Here is a 17,609-nt window from a genome sequence, read left to right on the forward strand (position 1 = left end):
AAGCGACACTGACGTGCCTATTGTCATGAGGAGACGTTGGGGGAGGTGAGGCCGGGTGCAGATCCTGGTTACCGACGCCACGGGTGCCGTCGGGCGGTCGGTCACTCGGCAGTTGATCGCTGCCGGACACACGGTGAGCGGTATAGCCCAGCACCCGCACGATGCTCTGGACCCCCGCGTCGACTATGTTTGCGCGTCGTTGCGCAACCCAGTGCTGCAAGAGTTAGCCGGCGAAGCCGACGCGGTGATCCATCTCGCCCCGGTCGACACCAGCGCCCCGGGCGGTGTTGGCATCACCGGACTGGCACATGTGGCCAACGCGGCCGCCCGCGCCGGTGCCCGGCTGCTGTTCGTTTCTCAGGCCGCTGGGCGACCCGAACTATATCGGCAGGCTGAGACGCTGGTGTCCACCGGTTGGGCACCCAGCTTGGTCATCCGTATTGCGCCACCGGTCGGCCGCCAACTCGATTGGATGGTGTGCCGGACAGTGGCCACGCTGCTGCGGAGCAAAGTCTCGGCACGGCCGATACGAGTGCTACATCTCGACGACTTGGTCCGCTTCCTGGTTTTGGCGCTGAATACCGACCGCAACGGTGTCGTTGACCTGGCCACCCCTGACACCACCAATGTGGTCACCGCGTGGCGGCTGCTCCGATCCGTGGACCCGCACTTGCGAACACGTCGGGTCCGCAGCTGGGAGCAATTGATTCCCGAGGTGGATATCGCTGCCGTGCAGGAGGATTGGAACTTCGAGTTCGGCTGGCAAGCGACCGAAGCAATTGTCGACACCGGGCGGGGCCTCGTCGGCCGCAGACTGCACCCGGCAGGCGCGACCAACGGATCGGGTCAACTAGCACTGCCGGTGGAGGCGCCCCCGCGGTCTGTGCCTTCCCACGGGGAACCCTTGGGCAGCGCGGCTCCAGAAGGGTTGGAGGGAGAGTTCGACGACCGTATCGACGAGCGGTTCCCGGTCTTCAGCTCGGCCAGTCTCGCCGAAGCGCTGCCGGGTCCGCTGACCCCGATGACGCTGGATGTCCAGTTGAGTGGACTGCGCGCGGCCGGTCGGGCGATGGGTCGGGTACTGGCGCTTGGCGGTGTCGTTGCCGATGAGTGGGAGAGAAGAGCCATCGCGGTGTTCGGTCACCGCCCGTATATCGGAGTGTCGGCCAATATTGTGGCCGCCGCCCAACTGCCGGGGTGGGACGCGCAGGCCGTAGCCCGGCGGGCACTGGGCGAGCAACCGCAGGTCACTGAGCTGCTTCCGTTTGGTCGACCGCAACTTGCGGGCGGACCGCTCGGCTCGGTCGCGAAGGTGGTCGTGACGGCGCGGTCGCTGGCCCTGCTGCGCCATCTCCGGAGCGACACACACCACTATGTTGCCGCCGCAGATGCCGAGCACCTCGCTGCCGGGCAGCTTGCCTCGCTACCGGACGCCGGCTTGGAGGTCCGGATTCGGCTGTTGCGTGATCGCATCCACCAAGGCTGGATTCTTACGGTGCTGTGGGTGATCGACACGGGCGTCACAGCGGCGACGTTAGAGCACACCCGCGCAGGCTCCGCGGTGTCCGGAGGGGGCATGATCATGGAAAGTGGCAGAATCGGCGCCGAGATTGCTCCGCTGGCTGCGGTGCTGCGCGCCGACCCGCCGCTGTGCGCGCTGGCCAACGACGGCAACCTCGCCAGCATCCGCGCGCTGTCTGCTCCCGCCGCCGCCGCAGTTGACGCGGTCATTGCCCGGATAGGGCACCGCGGGTTAGGCGAAGCCGAGCTGGCTAACCTGACGTTTGCCGACGATCCGGCGCTACTGCTGAAGACAGCCGCCGAAATCGCCGCGCGGCCCGCCGGGCCAGCTCACCCAGCGACGTTGATCCAGCGACTGGCTGCCGGCACGCGCAGTGCCCGGGAGCTGGCGCACGACACCACCATCCGATTCACCCATGAGCTCCGGATGACATTGCGGGAGTTGGGATCTCGACGAGTCGCGGCGGATGTGATAGACGTCGTTGACGACGTGTTCTACCTGACCTGCGACGAACTGATTACCACGCCGGCCGACGCTCGGCTGCGAATCAAACGTCGGCGCGCCGAACGAGAACGCCTGCAGGCACAGCGCCCGCCAGACGTTATCGATCATGCCTGGGTACCCGTGGAGTAGCGGTCAACACACGTCAATTCGTCGTCAGGTCCGCCAACGGCCACTGCGGATCAACCAGCCTGTCAACGTCGACCGGGTTCCCGGACCGGATCAGGCCCTTGACGTCGTCCACCACGTCCCAGACGTTGACATTCATCCCGGCTAGCACCCGGCTGTCGCCGTCGAGCCAGAAGGAGAGGAACTCGCGGCCGGCAACGTTGCCACGGAACACCACCCGATCACAGCTGGGGGCGTGGCCGACGTACTCCATGCCGAGGTCGTATTGATCGGTGAACAAATAGGGCAGTTCAGCGTATTCGCCCGGCCGGCCCAGCATGCCGGCAGCCGCCACCGCGGGTTGTTTGAGCGCGTTGGCCCAGTGTTCGGTACGGACGCGGGTACCCAATAGCGGGTGTTCAGCGGCGGCAATGTCGCCGACTGCGTAGATGTCGGGATCGCTGGTGCGCAGCGATGCATCAACCAACACACCGCCCTCGCCCATCGCCAGCCCGGCCTGTTGGGCGAGTTCTACGTTGGGCTTCGCGCCCACAGCGACTAGCACGGCGTCGGCGGCAACCGTCGACCCGTCACGCATCTTGAGCCCGGTCGCCTTGCCGTCGGCTGCAGTGATCTCTTCGAGCTGGGTCTGCAACCGTAAGTCCACCCCTTGATCTCGATGTAGGTCGGCAAACACTTTGCCAACCGCTTCCCCGAGCGCGGCCAGCAGCGGTTGTATGGCGGTCTCGACGACGGTGACGTCGACGCCACGTTGACGCGCACTGGCGGCCACTTCCAGGCCTATCCAGCCGGCACCCACCACTGCGAGGGAAGACCCCTGCACCAGAACGGAGTTCAATGCCACGGCGTCGTTGTAGCTGCGCAGGTAGTGGACGCCGGCGGCATCGGATCCAGGTATTGGTGGGCGCCGTGGGGCCGATCCCGTGGCCAACAGCAGCTTGTCGTAGCGCACCGCAGCGCCGTCGGGAAGCTCTACCGTGTGTGCGGACCGATCCAATGACGACACCCGCACGCCGAGCCGCACATCCACGTCATGGTCGCGGTACCAATCGGAGGTCTGGATGGTGAAGTCGCTCAGCGACTTTTTGCCGGCCAGAAACTCCTTGGAAAGCGGCGGCCGGTCGTAGGGCAGGTGCTCTTCGTCGCCGAACAAGATAATCCGACCGCCGAAGTCGCTGCGGCGCAACGCCTCTACGGCTTTAGCCCCGGCAAGTCCCCCGCCAACAATGACGAACGTGGTTGAGCTGGCCATAATTGCTGCTCCGTCCTGTTGTGTGCGGTGCCGCTTGACAGCCTACGAGCCGGTCGCGTACCTGGGTCAACCGGTCACCTGCAGGCGCAGCTCGTCGTCTAACGCCACTCGCACTAACGCAGCAGCGAGCAGCGCATTGGAGCTGGGTGCCACCGACGCCAGCTTCTTCGGGTCAGTGGGCAAGCCGAGCTGCTTCGCCGCGGCGGTGGCTCGATCGTCGAAATACGGTCGTACCCAGATCCAGACGTCTTGGACCTGGCGTAAGAAAATGTCGGCACCGGTGTCGCCGATTCCGTTGAAAGTCTTGAGCATACGTTTGGCGGCCGAAACGTCGGGTCGTGTGCGCTGGGCGAGTTCCCGCAAATCACCGGAGTACTCGTCGCGAACCCGGTGAGCGATAGCGGTGAGCCGGGTGGCTGAGCTCTCGTCATACCGCACGTAGTGGGCACGGCCAAACGCACTGATCATCGTTTGTCGCTCTGCTGACAGCACAGCTTTGGGTGTCCGCAGGCCCGAGCAGAACAATTCCCGGGCGGCACGTGCTGCCGTGGCGGCACCGATCGGCTTGCTGGCCAGCATGCACAGCACCAGCAGCTGAAACAGCGGCATCGGTTTGTCCCTGATCCGGATTCCCGCCTCCGCCGCGTAAGTGGTGCCGGCGAGTTTAAGCAGTCGTCGTGCCAGTGGCTCCGGCTTGATCACAAGCAACCGCATACCCGCAATGCGTGGCGGCAAACCGCGACTATTGCTCGGGCAAGCGCGCTCCGGCGGCCTAAGCCCCGGTTCCGGCCAACCCCTGTCAGTCCAAATCCACCCGGATGGTCAGCAAGTCGGTGCCCATCGCGCGTACGCCGGCACTGTTCAGCCGGGGTAGGCCGCGCAGCCGCTGCCTCGGATCGTCGTCGGGTAGCAGGTAGGCGGTCCCACTGCGCCATCGGCCGCCGATGCGGACCCGCACGGCGGGGTTGGCCTTGATGTTGTAGACGTAATCGGAATGCTCGCCGTGCTCGGACACCATCCAGAACTGGTTGTCTACGACGCGCCCGCCCACCGCGGTACGCCGCGGCTGTCCCGTTTTGCGGCCGATGGTTTCGAGCATGGTCATCGGCAGTTGCCGGCCGATTGGATTGACCACGAACCGTTGCACGCGATGGACGAATTCCCGCTTGAGATTCATAGCTGCATTCAACGCTACCGATCTGGCCGCGGCCTCACGTTGGTGCCCCGATAGGGCCGAGCCGCCGCAGTTGTGTCACGTGCCGAGGTGACAGCTCCTCAAGGCAGGTCACGCCCAGTAGCCGCATGGTCCGGATCACACCTGTCTGAAGGATCTCGATCGCGCGGTTGACGCCCGCCTCACCACCGGCCATCAGCCCGTAAAGGTAGGCCCGCCCGATCAGCGTGCACCGTGCCCCCAACGCGATCGCCGCGACGATATCGGCGCCCGACATGATGCCGGTGTCCACCAGGATTTCGGTGTGTTTGCCCAGTTCGCGTGCCACGTGGGGCAACAGGTGGAAGGGTACCGGGGCTCGGTCAAGCTGGCGGCCGCCGTGATTGGACAACACGATGCCGTCGACGCCGCGGTCCACCACGGCGCGGGCGTCGTCGAGTGTTTGGATCCCTTTGACAACGAGCTTGCCCGGCCACTGCGACTTGATCCAGGCCAAATCGTCGAAGGTGAGGCTGGGGTCGAACACGGTGTTCAAGTACTCGCCGACGGTGCCAGGCCAGCGATCCAGTGAAGCGAAGGCCAGCGGTTCGGTGGTCAACAAGTCGAACCACCACCGCGGGTGTCCCATCGCGTCGAGAACGGTTCGCAGCGTCAGCGCCGGCGGGATGGACATCCCGTTGCGGACATCGCGTAGCCGGGCACCGGCGACCGGGACGTCGACCGTGACCAGCATGGTGTCAAATCCCGCGGCGGCGGCGCGCCGCACCAATGCCATCGAGCGGTCTCGATCACGCCACATATACAGCTGGAACCATTTGCGGCCCTGCGGCACAGCGATGACGAGGTCTTCGATGGCACAGGTGGCCAGGGTGGATAGCGAAAACGGGATCCCAGCCGCGGCCGCCGCCCGCGCGCCGGCGATCTCGCCCTCGGTGTGCATCAAGCGGGTGAACCCGATTGGCGCGATCCCGAATGGCAAGACGGTGGGCTGACCGAGGACGTTCCAGCCGGCGCACACGGTGGTGACGTCACGCAGGATTGTCGGGTGAAACTCGATGTCGCGGAACCCTTGTCGAGCACGCGCGATGGACAGTTCGTCCTCGGCAGCCCCGTCGGCGTAGTCGAACGCCGCCCTAGGGGTACGCCGTTTGGCAATGCGTCGCAGGTCCTGGATGGTCAGCGCGGCGCCCAGGCGGCGCTTGGAGGTGTCGAACTGCGGCCTGTTGAACTGGAGCAGGGGTGCCAGATCGCGCACTCTGGGCACTCGCCGGTTGACCGCCATCCGTTTATCTAACCAGTGTGATATGAAGTCAGCAAGCGACCCGTTCGACCTGAAGCGTTTCGTGTACGCGCAGGCTCCGGTCTACCGCAGCGTCGTCGAGGAGCTGCGCGCCGGACGAAAGCGCGGTCATTGGATGTGGTTCGTCTTCCCACAACTCCGCGGGCTAGGTAGTAGCCCACTGGCAGTGCGCTACGGCATCTCCTCGCTCGAGGAAGCCCAGGCCTATCTGCAGCATGACCTGCTCGGGCCCCGCTTGCATGAGTGCACCGGGTTGGTCAACCAGGTGCAAGGCCGCTCAATCGAGGAAATCTTCGGCCCGCCCGACGACCTCAAGCTGTGCTCGTCGATGACCCTGTTCGCCCGTGCCACCGACGCCAACCAGGACTTTGTCGCGCTGCTCGCCAAGTATTACGGCGGCGGAGAGGACCGGCGGACGGTGGCATTACTGGCGGTCACATAGACCGCGCGATCCACCGGGGCGTCGACGCCTGACAGCGGATGTAGGTTCGGGCTCATGGAGAAGGTGATCGCCGTGCTCATGCGGCCCGAGCCAGACGACGACTGGTGTGCCCGCCAACGAGCTCAAGTCGCCGACGCCCTGCTGGGACTGGGCGTTGCTGGGCTGTCGATCAATGTCCGGGACAGTACCGTGCGCGACTCACTGATGACCCTGACAACGCTGTACCCACCGGTCGCAGCGGTGGTCAGCCTGTGGACCCAGCAGTGCTATGGCGAGCAGGTAGCAGCCGCCCTCAGGCTACTGGCTCAGGAGTGTGATGAACTCGGCGCATACCTGGTGACCGAGTCGGTTCCGCTGACCTTCCCATCGCTCGTCGAGTCCGGTTCTCGTACACCGGGTCTGGCCAACATCGCGCTCCTGCGCCGGCCCGATGGCCTGGACCAGGCGACCTGGCTGACCCGCTGGCAGCGCGACCACACGCAAGTGGCTATCGAGGCACAGGCGACATTCGGCTACACCCAGAACTGGGTGGTACGAGCCCTCACCCCAGAGGCACCGGGAATCGCGGGCATTGTCGAAGAGTTGTTTCCCGTGGCGGCGACAACCGATCTGAAAGCCTTCTTCGGAGCCGCCGACGACAACGATCTGCGGAATCGGATAAGCCGGATGGTCGCGAGCACATCTGCATTCGGTGCCAACCAGAACATCGACACCGTGCCAACCAGCCGCTACGTGTTCAGAACACCGTTCAAGGATTGAGGAACGTGAGATGACAACACTCAACGAAGCCGCGGCACTGGCGGCGGCAGAACGTGGGCTTGCGGTGGTTTCCACCGTTCGTGCCGACGGCACCGTGCAGGCGTCGCTGGTCAACGTTGGACTGTTGCCGCATCCTGTCAGCGGCGAACCATCTCTGGGATTCACCACCTATGGCAAGGTCAAACTCGGCAACCTTAGGGCGCGCCCACAACTGGCCGTCACGTTCCGCAACGGTTGGCAGTGGGCGACCGTCGAAGGCCGAGCACAACTTGTCGGCCCCGACGATCCGCGGCCGTGGCTGGTCGACGGCGAGCGATTGCGGCTGCTACTCCGCGAGGTCTTCACTGCGGCGGGTGGCACGCACGACGACTGGGACGAGTACGACCGGGTGATGGCGCAGGAGCAGCGCGCCGTGGTGCTGATCACGCCCACCCGCATCTACAGCAACGGCTGAGGGACTCAGCAAACGGCGTCGCTCGTGCGACCTGCGGGGTCGAGTTGGGTTGGGTTGAGTCGGGCGGCTGCGATGATAGCTCGCAGTGTGCGCCGGCAGCGTCCGCAGTCGCCGCCAGCCCCGCACACAGCGGCCACTTCTTTGGAGGTCGACGCACCTCGCGCCACGGCGTCACACACGGTTTGGTTGGTGACGCCGACGCACAAGCACACGTACATCAGCAAACCCCCAGCAGATGCTGCGTCGGCGAACGATCAAGCCGCATATTAGTGGAGTCTAGCCTAAGCTGATTAGTGGAGTCTAACCTAACAATGACCCGCGGCTTGGACTTTGCGCCGGCGAGACGCGCCGACGCCGCAACAAACCCTGCGCCGACCCGTACTCGCTGCACTAGATTGAGACGCGGCACGCAAACGTGCTGTTATCAGCCCAAGACGAGCCCGACACCGGTGCGCTCCAGCCCTGCCCACCTGGCGCGGTTCGCCACGACAGCCTTATATCCCATAGGAGTGGTCATGCAAGGTGATCCCGATGTTCTGCGCCTGCTCAACGAACAATTGACCAGCGAGCTCACCGCTATCAACCAATACTTTCTGCACTCCAAGATGCAGGACAACTGGGGTTTTACCGAGCTGGCGGCCCACACCCGCGCGGAGTCGTTCGACGAAATGCGGCACGCCGAGGAAATCACCGATCGCATCTTGTTGCTGGATGGTTTGCCGAACTACCAGCGCATCGGTTCGTTGCGTATCGGCCAGACGCTCCGCGAGCAATTTGAGGCCGATCTGGCGATCGAATACGACGTGTTGAATCGTCTCAAGCCAGGAATCGTCATGTGCCGGGAGAAACAGGACACCACCAGCGCCGTACTGCTGGAGAAAATCGTTGCCGACGAGGAAGAACACATCGACTACTTGGAAACGCAGCTGGAGCTGATGGACAAGCTAGGAGAGGAGCTTTACTCGGCGCAGTGCGTCTCTCGCCCACCGACCTGATGCCCGCTTGAGGATTCTCCGATACCACTCCGGGCGCCGCTGACAAGCTCTAGCATCGACTCGAACAGCGATGGGAGGGCGGATATGGCGGGCCCCACAGCACCGACCACTGCCCCCACCGCAATCCGAGCCGGTGGCCCGCTGCTCAGTCCGGTGCGACGCAACATTATTTTCACCGCACTTGTGTTCGGGGTGCTGGTCGCTGCGACCGGCCAAACCATCGTTGTGCCCGCATTGCCGACGATCGTCGCCGAGCTGGGCAGCACCGTTGACCAGTCGTGGGCGGTCACCAGCTATCTGCTGGGGGGAACTGTCGTGGTTGTGGTGGCTGGCAAGCTCGGTGATCTGCTCGGCCGCAACAGGGTGCTGCTAGGCTCCGTCGTGGTCTTCGTCGTTGGCTCTGTGCTGTGCGGGTTATCGCAGACGATGACCATGCTGGCGATCTCTCGCGCACTGCAGGGCGTCGGTGCCGGTGCGATTTCCGTCACCGCCTACGCGCTGGCCGCTGAGGTGGTCCCACTGCGGGACCGTGGCCGCTACCAGGGCGTCTTAGGTGCGGTGTTCGGTGTCAACACGGTCACCGGTCCGCTGCTGGGGGGCTGGCTCACCGACTATCTGAGCTGGCGGTGGGCGTTTTGGATCAACGTGCCGGTTTCGATCGCGGTGCTGACAGTGGCGGCAACCGCCGTCCCTGCGTTGGCCCGACCGCCCAAACCGGTCATCGACTACCTTGGGATCCTGGTCATCGCTGTGGCCACGACCGCTTTGATCATGGCCACAAGTTGGGGCGGAACCACCTACGCCTGGGGCTCAGCGACCATTGTCGGGCTGTTGATCGGGGCCGCAGTGGCGCTGGGTTTCTTCGTGTGGCTGGAGGGCCGCGCCGCTGCGGCCATCCTGCCGCCCAGGCTGTTTGGCAGCCCAGTATTTGCCGTGTGCTGCGTCCTGTCCTTCGTGGTCGGATTCGCGATGCTGGGTGCACTGACCTTCGTACCGATCTATCTGGGGTACGTGGACGGCGCGTCGGCGACCGCGTCAGGTCTGCGCACGTTGCCGATGGTGATCGGCCTGCTGATCGCCTCGACCGGGACGGGTGTCCTGGTCGGCCGGACGGGCCGCTACAAGATCTTCCCGGTCGCGGGGATGGCGCTGATGGCGGTTGCGTTCCTGCTGATGTCGCAGATGGACGAGTGGACGCCACCGCTGCTGCAATCGCTGTACCTGGTCGTCCTAGGTGCCGGCATCGGATTGTCCATGCAGGTGCTCGTTCTCATCGTGCAGAACACGTCGTCTTTCGAAGACCTCGGCGTCGCAACATCGGGTGTGACCTTCTTCCGGGTGGTCGGCGCCTCGTTTGGTACCGCAACATTCGGTGCGTTGTTCGTAAACTTCCTGGACCGAAGACTCGGTTCCGCGCTGACGTCGGGCGCCGTGCCTGTCCCGGCAGTGCCATCTCCGGCTGTCTTGCATCAGCTGCCCCAGAGCATGGCCGCCCCGATCGTGCGGGCATATGCCGAGTCGCTCACCCAGGTGTTCCTTTGCGCGGTCTCGGTCACGGTGGTCGGTTTCATCCTGGCGCTGTTGCTGCGAGAGGTACCGCTCACCGACATCCACGATGACGCCGACGACCTCGGCGACGGGTTCGGTGTGCCCAGAGCCGAATCGCCGGAGGATGTGTTGGAAATCGCGGTTCGGCGTATGCTGCCGAACGGGGTGCGACTGCGCGATATTGCGACACAACCCGGTTGCGGACTCGGCGTCGCCGAGCTGTGGGCCCTTCTGCGGATCTATCAATACCAGCGGCTGTTCGAGGCAGTACGGCTGACCGATATCGGTAGACACCTGCACGTGCCCTATCAGGTCTTTGAACCCGTCTTCGACCGTCTGGTCCAGACCGGCTACGCGGCACGCGACGGCGACATCTTGACGCTAACCCCGTCCGGGCACCGTCAGGTCGACTCCCTCGCAGTTTTGATCCGTCAGTGGCTGCTCGACCACTTGGCCGTGGCGCCCGGCTTGAAGCGACAGCCAGACCACCAATTCGAAGCCGCTCTGCAGCACGTCACCGACGCGGTGCTCGTTCAACGAGACTGGTATGAAGATCTGGGCGACCTGTCGGAATCACGCCAACTCGCGGCTACAACGTAGCGATGCTTGCCGCGCGTAGCCGCGCGAGCTGATCCGCGCTGCAGAATGACTGCCATGACAGCCACACCGCTTGCCGCGGCCGCGATCGCCCAATTGGAGGCAGAGGGCGTCGACACCGTCATCGGCACCGTCGTGAACCCCGCCGGACTCACCCAGGCCAAGACCGTGCCGATACGCCGGACCAACACATTCGCCAATCCTGGCCTCGGCGCCAGTCCGGTGTGGCATACCTTCTGTATCGACCAATGCAGTATTGCATTCACCGCAGACATCAGTGTGGTCGGCGATCAACGTCTCCGCATCGATCTGTCCGCCTTGCGCATCATCGGCGACGGGTTGGCGTGGGCGCCCGCCGGGTTCTTCGAGCAGGACGGCACACCGGTCCCCGCCTGCAGCCGAGGAACGCTGAGCCGGATCGAGGCCGCGCTTGCTGATGCCGGCATCGACGCGGTAATCGGCCACGAAGTCGAATTCCTCTTGGTCGACGCGGACGGCCAGCGGCTGCCTTCGACGCTGTGGGCGCAGTACGGTGTCGCCGGGGTGCTCGAGCACGAGGCGTTCGTCCGCGATGTCAACGCCGCGGCAACGGCAGCAGGCATCGCTATCGAGCAGTTCCATCCCGAATACGGTGCCAACCAATTCGAGATCTCGTTAGCGCCGCAGCCGCCGGTCGCGGCCGCCGATCAGCTGGTGCTGACCCGCCTCATCATCGGCCGTACCGCCCGCCGGCACGGGTTACGCGTGAGCCTATCGCCAGCGCCCTTCGCCGGAAGTATCGGATCCGGTGCCCACCAACACTTCTCGCTGACTATGTCGGAAGGGATGCTGTTCTCCGGTGGGACTGGAGCAGCTGGCATGACCTCGGCCGGGGAGGCCGCGGTGGCAGGAGTGCTTCGCGGACTGCCGGACGCCCAAGGCATCCTGTGCGGATCGATCGTGTCCGGTCTGCGAATGCGACCCGGTAACTGGGCCGGAATCTATGCATGCTGGGGTACCGAAAACCGGGAAGCGGCGGTGCGATTCGTCAAGGGCGGGGCTGGCAGCGCGTACGGCGGGAACGTGGAGGTGAAGGTCGTCGACCCGTCGGCCAACCCGTATCTCGCGTCGGCGGCGATCCTCGGACTGGCACTCGACGGCATGAAGACCAAGGCGGTGTTGCCGTCGGAAACGACCGTAGACCCGACACAGCTGTCTGACGTGGATCGTGACCGTGCCGGCATTCTGCGACTTGCTGCCGATCAGGCGGATGCAATTGCTGTACTGGATAGTTCGAAACTGCTTCGGTGCATCCTTGGCGATCCCGTGGTAGATGCAGTGGTCGCGGTACGCCAGTTAGAGCATGAGCGCTACGGTGACCTCGATCCTGCGCAGCTGGCCGACAAGTTCCGGATGGCTTGGAGTGTGTAACGATGGCCGACTCCGCCGGTTCGGACCTGACGCGGCACACGGCCGAAGTGCCGTTGATCGATCAGCACGTCCACGGATGCTGGCTGACCGAGGGGAACCGGCGGCGGTTCGAGAACGCGCTCAATGAGGCCAACACCGAACCCCTGGCAGACTTCGACTCGGGATTCGACTCACAACTCGGGTTCGCCGTGCGCAACCACTGCGCTCCCATCCTTGGATTGCCTAGGCACGTTGATCCGCAGACTTATTGGGATCGCCGCAGTCAATTCAGTGAAGCTGAATTGGCTCGCAGATTTCTGCAGGCCGCCGGGGTAACCGACTGGCTGGTGGAGACCGGAATCGGCTACGACGTGTCCGGAATGGCAAGCGTCGCCGGCCTCGGCGAACTGTCGGGCAGCCACGCTCACGAGGTGGTTCGTCTTGAACAGGTGGCCGAACAGGCCGTGCAGGCATCCGGCGACTACGCCTCGGCGTTCAACGAGATACTGCGCCGGCGCGCAGCCACAGCGGTGGCAACCAAGTCCATCCTGGCCTATCGAGGTGGATTCGACGGTGATCTGACCGAGCCACCCGCGGCGCAGGTCGCCGAGGCCGCCAAGCGCTGGCGCGACCGTGGCGGTGTCCGATTACAGGATCGGGTTCTGCTGCGCTTCGGGTTGCATCAGGCGTTGCGCCTGGGCAAGCCGCTGCAGTTCCACGTCGGATTTGGCGACCGGGACGCTGATCTGCACAAGGCCAATCCGCTGTATCTGCTCGACTTCCTGCGGCAGTCCGGCAATACCCCAATCGTGTTGCTGCACTGCTATCCCTACGAACGAGAAGCCGGTTATCTGGCACAAGCCTTCAACAACGTCTATCTTGACGGCGGGTTGAGTGTGCACTACCTGGGGGCCCGGTCGCCGGCCTTCATCGGCCGACTACTGGAGCTTGCCCCCTTCCGCAAGATCGTGTACTCGTCGGACGGATTCGGCCCCGCGGAACTGCACTTTCTCGGTGCAACGTTGTGGCGCAGTGGAATTCAGCGTGTTCTGCGTGGCTTTGTCGAGCGCGACGACTGGTGCGAGACCGATGCCCTGCGGGTGGTCGACCTAATTGCCCATGGCACTGCCGCACGCATCTATCGCCTTGGCGATCGGTAGCTTTCAGGTGGCGCAGGTGTGGCCCCGTCACGGGCTAACCATGGACCGTGCCGGACCCAGTGTCACCGGCAGCGTCGACCAACCGCGCAGCACCCGCGTGTCACGCCGACTTCCGGCACCCGCGGCCCGCACATCGGGGAAGCGGTCGAAGAACGTTCTCAGCCCGACCTCGCCTTCGGCGCGGGCCAGGGCGGCCCCCAGGCAGAAGTGGCGGCCGGTAGAGAACGCAAGATGTCGTCCGGCATTGGGGCGTTCGATGTCAAAGCGGTGCGGATCCGGGAACACAGCGGGATCGCGGTTGGCGGCTGCTAGGTAGATCACCACGACTTCGCCGCGTTTGATTCGCACACCAGCCACCTCGACGTCACGGCAAGCCACCCGGGCGGTGAGCTGAACCGGCGAATCCAGCCGCAGGATTTCTTCAACCGTATTCGGCCACAGCTCCGGATGTTGGCGCAGTGTGGCCAGATGTTCGGGGGTATCCAACAACATGCGAATCCCGTTGCCTAACAGGTTCACTGTGGTTTCGAATCCGGCGACCAAAACCAGTCCGGCGATCGCCCGAAGTTCGGTCTCGTCGAGCTGTGTCTCGTTGTCCCCGCTTTCGGCGATCTGGATCAACTGACTCATCAGGTCGTCACCCGGAGCGTGCCGCAACTGCTGCAGATGCCCTTCCAGCCAGCAGTCGAATCCTCGTATCCCCTGCTGCACACGCAGGTACTGCCGCCACGGAATCCCGATGTCTAGACTCGGCGCTGCCAACTCACCAAATTCCAGGACGCGCGGCCTGTCATGCTCGGGCACGCCCAAAATTTCGCTGATGACCACGATCGGCAGTTGCGAGCAATAGCGTCCTACGACGTCCACAATCCCGGGCTGCTCAGCGAACCGATCCAAGAGATTGATCGCGGTCTGTTCGACCAGATCGCGTAGCGCGCTGACCGCCCGTGAGGTGAACACCGCCGACACCGTTTTGCGGTAGCGAGTGTGATCGGGCGGCTCGACGGCCAGCAGCGAAGGTTCTCGTAGGGGGTGAAGTTGATCGCCGCGGGTCCGCCGCTCCAGCCAGCGCAGCGGTGGTGGCAGATTCTCGCCGAAGGAGACGACGCGGAAGTCGTCCGATCGCAGCAGGTCATGGGCGAGCCGATGGTCGACGGTCAGGTAGTTGGCGCGGTTGCGCACCAGGGCGCCGTGGGACCGGACTTCGTCGTAAAAGGGCACCGGATCGGTGGCGACGGCCGGATCCGCGATCAGCCGGGCCTGCAAGTCGCCACGCCGAATCCCGATTGCCGCAATGCCGCGGATCACCCCGTGCATCGCCAACCAGTGCAGCTTGTCCTTCACCGCGCCTCCGTCGATCGAGTGGCTTTTCTTCAAGACTAGAACCCGCAATTCAACATTCGGCGAGGATGTTGAAGTCTGTTGACACCACCGTGTTGGGTTTTTTGCTGCTGATGCCGTAGGCACTGCCGGCAACTGTGTATGTGTTGCGGGCGCGGTCGGCGCGGGCGTTGCCCACCCCGCCGTGCCAGAAGCTGCCGTTGAACCGGTCGACGTTACGGATCTTCACCCACTGCGGGATTACCCTGTCACCGCTGAGCAATACCACGGCTTGGACGGTGCTGTCGTGGTTGCGGATGTCGATGGTCCGGTAGGAGTGCTCCTGGCTGCATGTTGCGGGACGTGTCGTGTGAGTGACGCCGTCAATAGTCAGGCGTACGGCTTTTCGGGGTACCGTCTGAGCTTGCCCGCACGCGGAGAGACCAGCCGCGACGACCATTGCAACTCCGGTCACTGTGACCAACCGATTGCACACCAGCCACCTCCATTCGGGCCTGAGCATTGTGCTCGGGACATTACTTCCGTTTTGGCTCCAACGTGGCCAGGGACTTGGCAATGTGACGTCGGACGAACTCCGGACTGACGCCCTTGAGCCGATCAATCCAGCGAATGCTTCGGGGCACATACCAATGCAACCGTGTGGGGTGCTGGTAGGCCCGCCAGGCTGCCTCGGCGACGCTGGACGAGGGCATCAGCCGGAACATGCCCTTCTTGGGCGCGGCAGCGCGGATCTGCTCCGCGGAGATCGTGTAGGGGCCCTCGTCGGAATGCTGGCGCGTCGAGGTGAGGATAGCGGTGTCGATCAGACCGGGCAGCACGTCGGCGACGCGAACCCCATGACGCTGCCACTCAACGCTCAACGCCTCGGTCAACCCCTTGACGGCGTGTTTGGTCGCCGAGTAGACCGCGATACGCGGCATGCCATAGGTGCCCGAGGACGACGACGTCGAGAACATCAGACTTCCCGGTGCTTTCTTGAGGTAAGGCAGTGCGGCGTAGGCGCCAGTGAGCACCGCCTTGAAGTTCACGTCGACGACGCGCACGGCGGCCTCGTACGGCACGTCCTCGAACCAACCGCCTTCGCCGATGCCGGCGTTGTTCCACATCATGTCGAGACCGCCGCCGACATTGCCGGCGCAGAAATCAGCGAGCGCACCCTCAAGGGCCGCCTTGTCCGTAACGTCGACGGCGCGGGCCCACAGCCGTTCGGCACCAAGCTGTACGCGCAGGGCAGCCAGCCCATCCTCATTGCGGTCTATCGCACCTACTCGCCAGCCGTTGGCGTGGAAAAGCGTTGCACCCTCGCGGCCCATTCCACTGCCGGCGCCGGTGATGAATATCGCTTTCATGCGGAATCCGGAATAGCCGAACCGCCCTCAGCCTGCTTCAACCAGATCTTTGATGCGCTGCAACGTCTTGGTCATGTCTCGGATGTTGCGGCGCTGACGCAGCCAGCCCCCGAACACCCGGTAGTACACGGTGGTCAACACGGACGGGGGGAGCCGAAACGACTCAGTGACCTCGGTGCCGTCGGCGGTGGGCGTCAAACGATAATGCCAATTGTTCACCGGTCTGTCGCCGAGCAGCACAGCAAACCCGAACTCACGGCCCGGTTCGCATGCCGTCACCTCGCATACCGTCCAGTAGACCGGCCCGATCCCGTTGCGCCGGACATGCCCGCGGAATCGAGCGCCAAGCGCGGGGCCGGTGGCACCGTCAAGCCACTCGGCCTCGAAGGTTTCCGGCGAGAACCGGCCGGTATTGCGGACATCCGCGATCAATGTCCAGATCTTGTCCGGCGGCGCTGCCATGTGAACTGTGGCCGAACCTTCCATGACCTGATCCAAACACATACGTCGACCTGGTCATAGACCGCACACGCCGCCAACCGTCAGCGCGGAATACTTGCCTGAATGCCTGCCCAAATGATCTCGTTGATGATTTGCTTGATGCCCTGCGCGGGTTTCGACCACAGTGCGATCGGAAGGCCAGAGGCGGCGCCGCACGTCGGCCACGCGTCCAATCCCTGTTCGGCGAGAACCCGATTGGCAACTGCGATTTGTTGTTCCCGAGAGGCAGCTGCTGGGTTGCCGACACCGCCGAATGCGGCCCAGGTGGCCGGCTTGAACTGCAGTCCGCCGTATTTGCCGTTTCCGGTGTTGGCCGCCCAGTTGCCCCCGGATTCGCACTGCGCGACGGCGTCCCAGTTCGGGCTGGGACCGGCGTGGGCAACGGCGGTGGAGAGCGACATGGATGCCGTGACGAGTCCTGCGGCCATGGCGGACTTGATGAGCGGCTTGGCGATTCTTGTCATGCTCGACATATCGCCGGAAGTGGCCGAAGCGTTACCGATTAGAGAGAGTGGTGAGATCGGGTGTCTATTGCACCGCGACCGGCCGTGGTCGGCCGGCAAAGGATGCACAACCGGATTGATCAGGCCGGCGGTAGGGCCTGGCAATACGACTGTGTTGCTGTCGTCAGGGCCCGTTGATAGAGGCTATCGAGGTGGCGGGACCGCACTATGTCGCGTTTGGCGCGGTCGAGTTGGGCGGCGCAGGACGGCGCGGACAGCAAACTCCAGTGACTCCAAATCTGCGACAGCATCCGATTATTCAGGGAGTCGATCGCCGATCGCGATGCCGATAGATCCGGCGGCTCCGGGGGCGCGCTGGCCGGGTTGAGCTTCCAGTCCGAGAACCGGCTGTACTCGATTGCCTCGGTGGCGCGAATCTGGTCGTCGAAGACGCGGGTGACGTAGTCGGGGTCGATGTGCTGCGAGCGGGCATCTTCGCCCAACTTTGCGAGTTGCTGTTCGACTCGGCCGGAATCCTCAATGGGCAGCTGAGCACGCCACTTGAAGGCTGCCACCGGGTCGGCGACCTCCAACCGCTCAGCGGCGGCGTCGACCAACTCGGCTAACTGGCTGGTGCCGTCGGCTCGCGCCAGCGGGGGGCCTAGTGGTGCAATCAGCGACAACAGGATGCCGATCGAGACGGCGGTCGCGAGGTATATCTCACGTGGACGGGTAAGCAACCCTTCGGTTGAT

At 64.2% G+C, this 17,609-nt stretch carries 19 protein-coding genes; 8 read left to right on the forward strand and 11 right to left on the reverse strand.

Annotated elements, in window-relative coordinates; genetic code table 11:
• The first annotated feature begins 55 nt into the window (after positions 1-55).
• Positions 56-2,155: an NAD(P)H-binding protein gene (locus FF952_RS09870; protein ID WP_003409374.1), complete on the forward strand. Its 2,100-nt coding sequence runs from the start codon at positions 56-58 to the stop codon at positions 2,153-2,155.
• A 13-nt stretch (positions 2,156-2,168) separates the two neighbouring features.
• Here FF952_RS09870 and FF952_RS09875 read toward each other — a convergent pair whose 3' ends face one another.
• The 4 genes from FF952_RS09875 to lldD all read right to left on the reverse strand — a co-directional run bounded on the left by FF952_RS09875 (position 2,169) and on the right by lldD (position 5,860).
• Positions 2,169-3,404 carry an NAD(P)/FAD-dependent oxidoreductase gene (locus tag FF952_RS09875; RefSeq protein WP_003899055.1) on the reverse strand — a complete coding sequence of 412 codons (1,236 nt, stop codon included), beginning with the start codon at positions 3,402-3,404 and terminating at the stop codon, positions 2,169-2,171.
• Positions 3,405-3,470: 66 nt separating this feature from the next.
• Complete coding sequence (locus tag FF952_RS09880) at positions 3,471-4,118, reverse strand: hypothetical protein (protein ID WP_003904720.1); 648 nt, start codon at positions 4,116-4,118, stop codon at positions 3,471-3,473.
• Between the two features lie 85 nt (positions 4,119-4,203).
• Positions 4,204-4,593 carry a nitroreductase family deazaflavin-dependent oxidoreductase gene (locus FF952_RS09885; protein ID WP_003409380.1) on the reverse strand — a complete coding sequence of 130 codons (390 nt, stop codon included), beginning with the start codon at positions 4,591-4,593 and terminating at the stop codon, positions 4,204-4,206.
• A gap of 22 nt (positions 4,594-4,615) precedes the next feature.
• Positions 4,616-5,860, reverse strand: a complete 1,245-nt coding sequence (gene lldD / locus FF952_RS09890; protein ID WP_020824526.1) for a quinone-dependent L-lactate dehydrogenase — start codon at positions 5,858-5,860, stop codon at positions 4,616-4,618.
• 22 nt (positions 5,861-5,882) lie between these two features.
• On the opposite strand from lldD, the gene FF952_RS09895 reads away from it, so the two are divergent.
• The 3 genes from FF952_RS09895 to FF952_RS09905 are packed head-to-tail and all read left to right on the forward strand — an operon-like array spanning position 5,883 to position 7,533.
• A complete protein-coding gene (locus tag FF952_RS09895) occupies positions 5,883-6,320 on the forward strand; it encodes a DUF1810 domain-containing protein (protein WP_003409385.1) in 438 nt (145 codons plus the stop codon).
• 54 nt (positions 6,321-6,374) lie between these two features.
• Positions 6,375-7,079 (forward strand): EthD domain-containing protein, encoded by a 705-nt coding sequence (locus FF952_RS09900; protein WP_003899058.1) that lies wholly within the window; start codon positions 6,375-6,377, stop codon positions 7,077-7,079.
• A 10-nt stretch (positions 7,080-7,089) separates the two neighbouring features.
• The gene (locus FF952_RS09905; protein WP_003899059.1) at positions 7,090-7,533 is read left to right on the forward strand and encodes a PPOX class F420-dependent oxidoreductase; all 444 of its coding nucleotides are present in this window, start codon (positions 7,090-7,092) and stop codon (positions 7,531-7,533) included.
• A 5-nt stretch (positions 7,534-7,538) separates the two neighbouring features.
• Here the strand turns inward: FF952_RS09905 and FF952_RS09910 are convergent, their stop codons facing one another.
• On the reverse strand, positions 7,539-7,751 hold the full coding sequence (locus tag FF952_RS09910; RefSeq protein ID WP_003910872.1) for a (2Fe-2S)-binding protein: 213 nt from the start codon (positions 7,749-7,751) through the stop codon (positions 7,539-7,541).
• 297 nt (positions 7,752-8,048) lie between these two features.
• Between FF952_RS09910 and bfrA the strand changes: the two genes are divergently transcribed.
• The 4 genes from bfrA to FF952_RS09930 all read left to right on the forward strand — a co-directional run bounded on the left by bfrA (position 8,049) and on the right by FF952_RS09930 (position 13,222).
• On the forward strand, positions 8,049-8,528 hold the full coding sequence (gene bfrA, locus FF952_RS09915; protein ID WP_003409398.1) for a bacterioferritin BfrA: 480 nt from the start codon (positions 8,049-8,051) through the stop codon (positions 8,526-8,528).
• Positions 8,529-8,612: 84 nt separating this feature from the next.
• Positions 8,613-10,676, forward strand: a complete 2,064-nt coding sequence (gene mdt / locus FF952_RS09920; protein ID WP_003899060.1) for an Rv1877 family multidrug efflux MFS transporter — start codon at positions 8,613-8,615, stop codon at positions 10,674-10,676.
• A 54-nt stretch (positions 10,677-10,730) separates the two neighbouring features.
• Positions 10,731-12,083 carry a type I glutamate--ammonia ligase gene (locus FF952_RS09925; RefSeq protein ID WP_003409401.1) on the forward strand — a complete coding sequence of 451 codons (1,353 nt, stop codon included), beginning with the start codon at positions 10,731-10,733 and terminating at the stop codon, positions 12,081-12,083.
• 2 nt (positions 12,084-12,085) lie between these two features.
• Complete coding sequence (locus FF952_RS09930) at positions 12,086-13,222, forward strand: amidohydrolase family protein (RefSeq protein ID WP_003899061.1); 1,137 nt, start codon at positions 12,086-12,088, stop codon at positions 13,220-13,222.
• A 27-nt stretch (positions 13,223-13,249) separates the two neighbouring features.
• Here FF952_RS09930 and FF952_RS09935 read toward each other — a convergent pair whose 3' ends face one another.
• From FF952_RS09935 to FF952_RS09960, 6 genes are read right to left on the reverse strand one after another with little or no spacing between them, the layout of a single operon-like run.
• On the reverse strand, positions 13,250-14,566 hold the full coding sequence (locus FF952_RS09935) for a cytochrome P450 (protein ID WP_003409406.1): 1,317 nt from the start codon (positions 14,564-14,566) through the stop codon (positions 13,250-13,252).
• A 49-nt stretch (positions 14,567-14,615) separates the two neighbouring features.
• Positions 14,616-15,038 (reverse strand): lipoprotein LpqH, encoded by a 423-nt coding sequence (locus FF952_RS09940; protein WP_031656812.1) that lies wholly within the window; start codon positions 15,036-15,038, stop codon positions 14,616-14,618.
• 40 nt (positions 15,039-15,078) lie between these two features.
• A complete protein-coding gene (locus tag FF952_RS09945; RefSeq protein ID WP_003409413.1) occupies positions 15,079-15,912 on the reverse strand; it encodes an SDR family oxidoreductase in 834 nt (277 codons plus the stop codon).
• Between the two features lie 27 nt (positions 15,913-15,939).
• Positions 15,940-16,416 (reverse strand): SRPBCC family protein, encoded by a 477-nt coding sequence (locus FF952_RS09950; RefSeq protein WP_003409417.1) that lies wholly within the window; start codon positions 16,414-16,416, stop codon positions 15,940-15,942.
• Between the two features lie 38 nt (positions 16,417-16,454).
• Positions 16,455-16,985 carry a resuscitation-promoting factor RpfC gene (gene rpfC / locus FF952_RS09955; RefSeq protein ID WP_003409420.1) on the reverse strand — a complete coding sequence of 177 codons (531 nt, stop codon included), beginning with the start codon at positions 16,983-16,985 and terminating at the stop codon, positions 16,455-16,457.
• An 11-nt stretch (positions 16,986-16,996) separates the two neighbouring features.
• On the reverse strand, positions 16,997-17,596 hold the full coding sequence (locus FF952_RS09960) for a chorismate mutase (RefSeq protein WP_003899064.1): 600 nt from the start codon (positions 17,594-17,596) through the stop codon (positions 16,997-16,999).
• Positions 17,597-17,609 lie beyond the last annotated feature (13 nt).

This window comes from Mycobacterium tuberculosis complex sp. N0072 (assembly GCF_030323725.1).
GTDB classification, from domain to species: Bacteria; Actinomycetota; Actinomycetes; order Mycobacteriales; family Mycobacteriaceae; genus Mycobacterium; species Mycobacterium tuberculosis.

Coding starts and splice junctions, on each gene's coding strand:
- FF952_RS09875 (WP_003899055.1), bottom strand. CDS start 3,404: ATGGCCAGCTCAACCACGTTCGTCATTGTTGGCGGGGGACTTGCCGGG.
- FF952_RS09880 (WP_003904720.1), bottom strand. CDS start 4,118: ATGCGGTTGCTTGTGATCAAGCCGGAGCCACTGGCACGACGACTGCTT.
- lldD (WP_020824526.1), bottom strand. CDS start 5,860: ATGGCGGTCAACCGGCGAGTGCCCAGAGTGCGCGATCTGGCACCCCTG.
- FF952_RS09895 (WP_003409385.1), top strand. CDS start 5,883: ATGAAGTCAGCAAGCGACCCGTTCGACCTGAAGCGTTTCGTGTACGCG.
- FF952_RS09900 (WP_003899058.1), top strand. CDS start 6,375: ATGGAGAAGGTGATCGCCGTGCTCATGCGGCCCGAGCCAGACGACGAC.
- FF952_RS09905 (WP_003899059.1), top strand. CDS start 7,090: ATGACAACACTCAACGAAGCCGCGGCACTGGCGGCGGCAGAACGTGGG.
- FF952_RS09910 (WP_003910872.1), bottom strand. CDS start 7,751: ATGTACGTGTGCTTGTGCGTCGGCGTCACCAACCAAACCGTGTGTGAC.
- bfrA (WP_003409398.1), top strand. CDS start 8,049: ATGCAAGGTGATCCCGATGTTCTGCGCCTGCTCAACGAACAATTGACC.
- mdt (WP_003899060.1), top strand. CDS start 8,613: ATGGCGGGCCCCACAGCACCGACCACTGCCCCCACCGCAATCCGAGCC.
- FF952_RS09925 (WP_003409401.1), top strand. CDS start 10,731: ATGACAGCCACACCGCTTGCCGCGGCCGCGATCGCCCAATTGGAGGCA.
- FF952_RS09930 (WP_003899061.1), top strand. CDS start 12,086: ATGGCCGACTCCGCCGGTTCGGACCTGACGCGGCACACGGCCGAAGTG.
- FF952_RS09945 (WP_003409413.1), bottom strand. CDS start 15,912: ATGAAAGCGATATTCATCACCGGCGCCGGCAGTGGAATGGGCCGCGAG.
- FF952_RS09950 (WP_003409417.1), bottom strand. CDS start 16,416: ATGTGTTTGGATCAGGTCATGGAAGGTTCGGCCACAGTTCACATGGCA.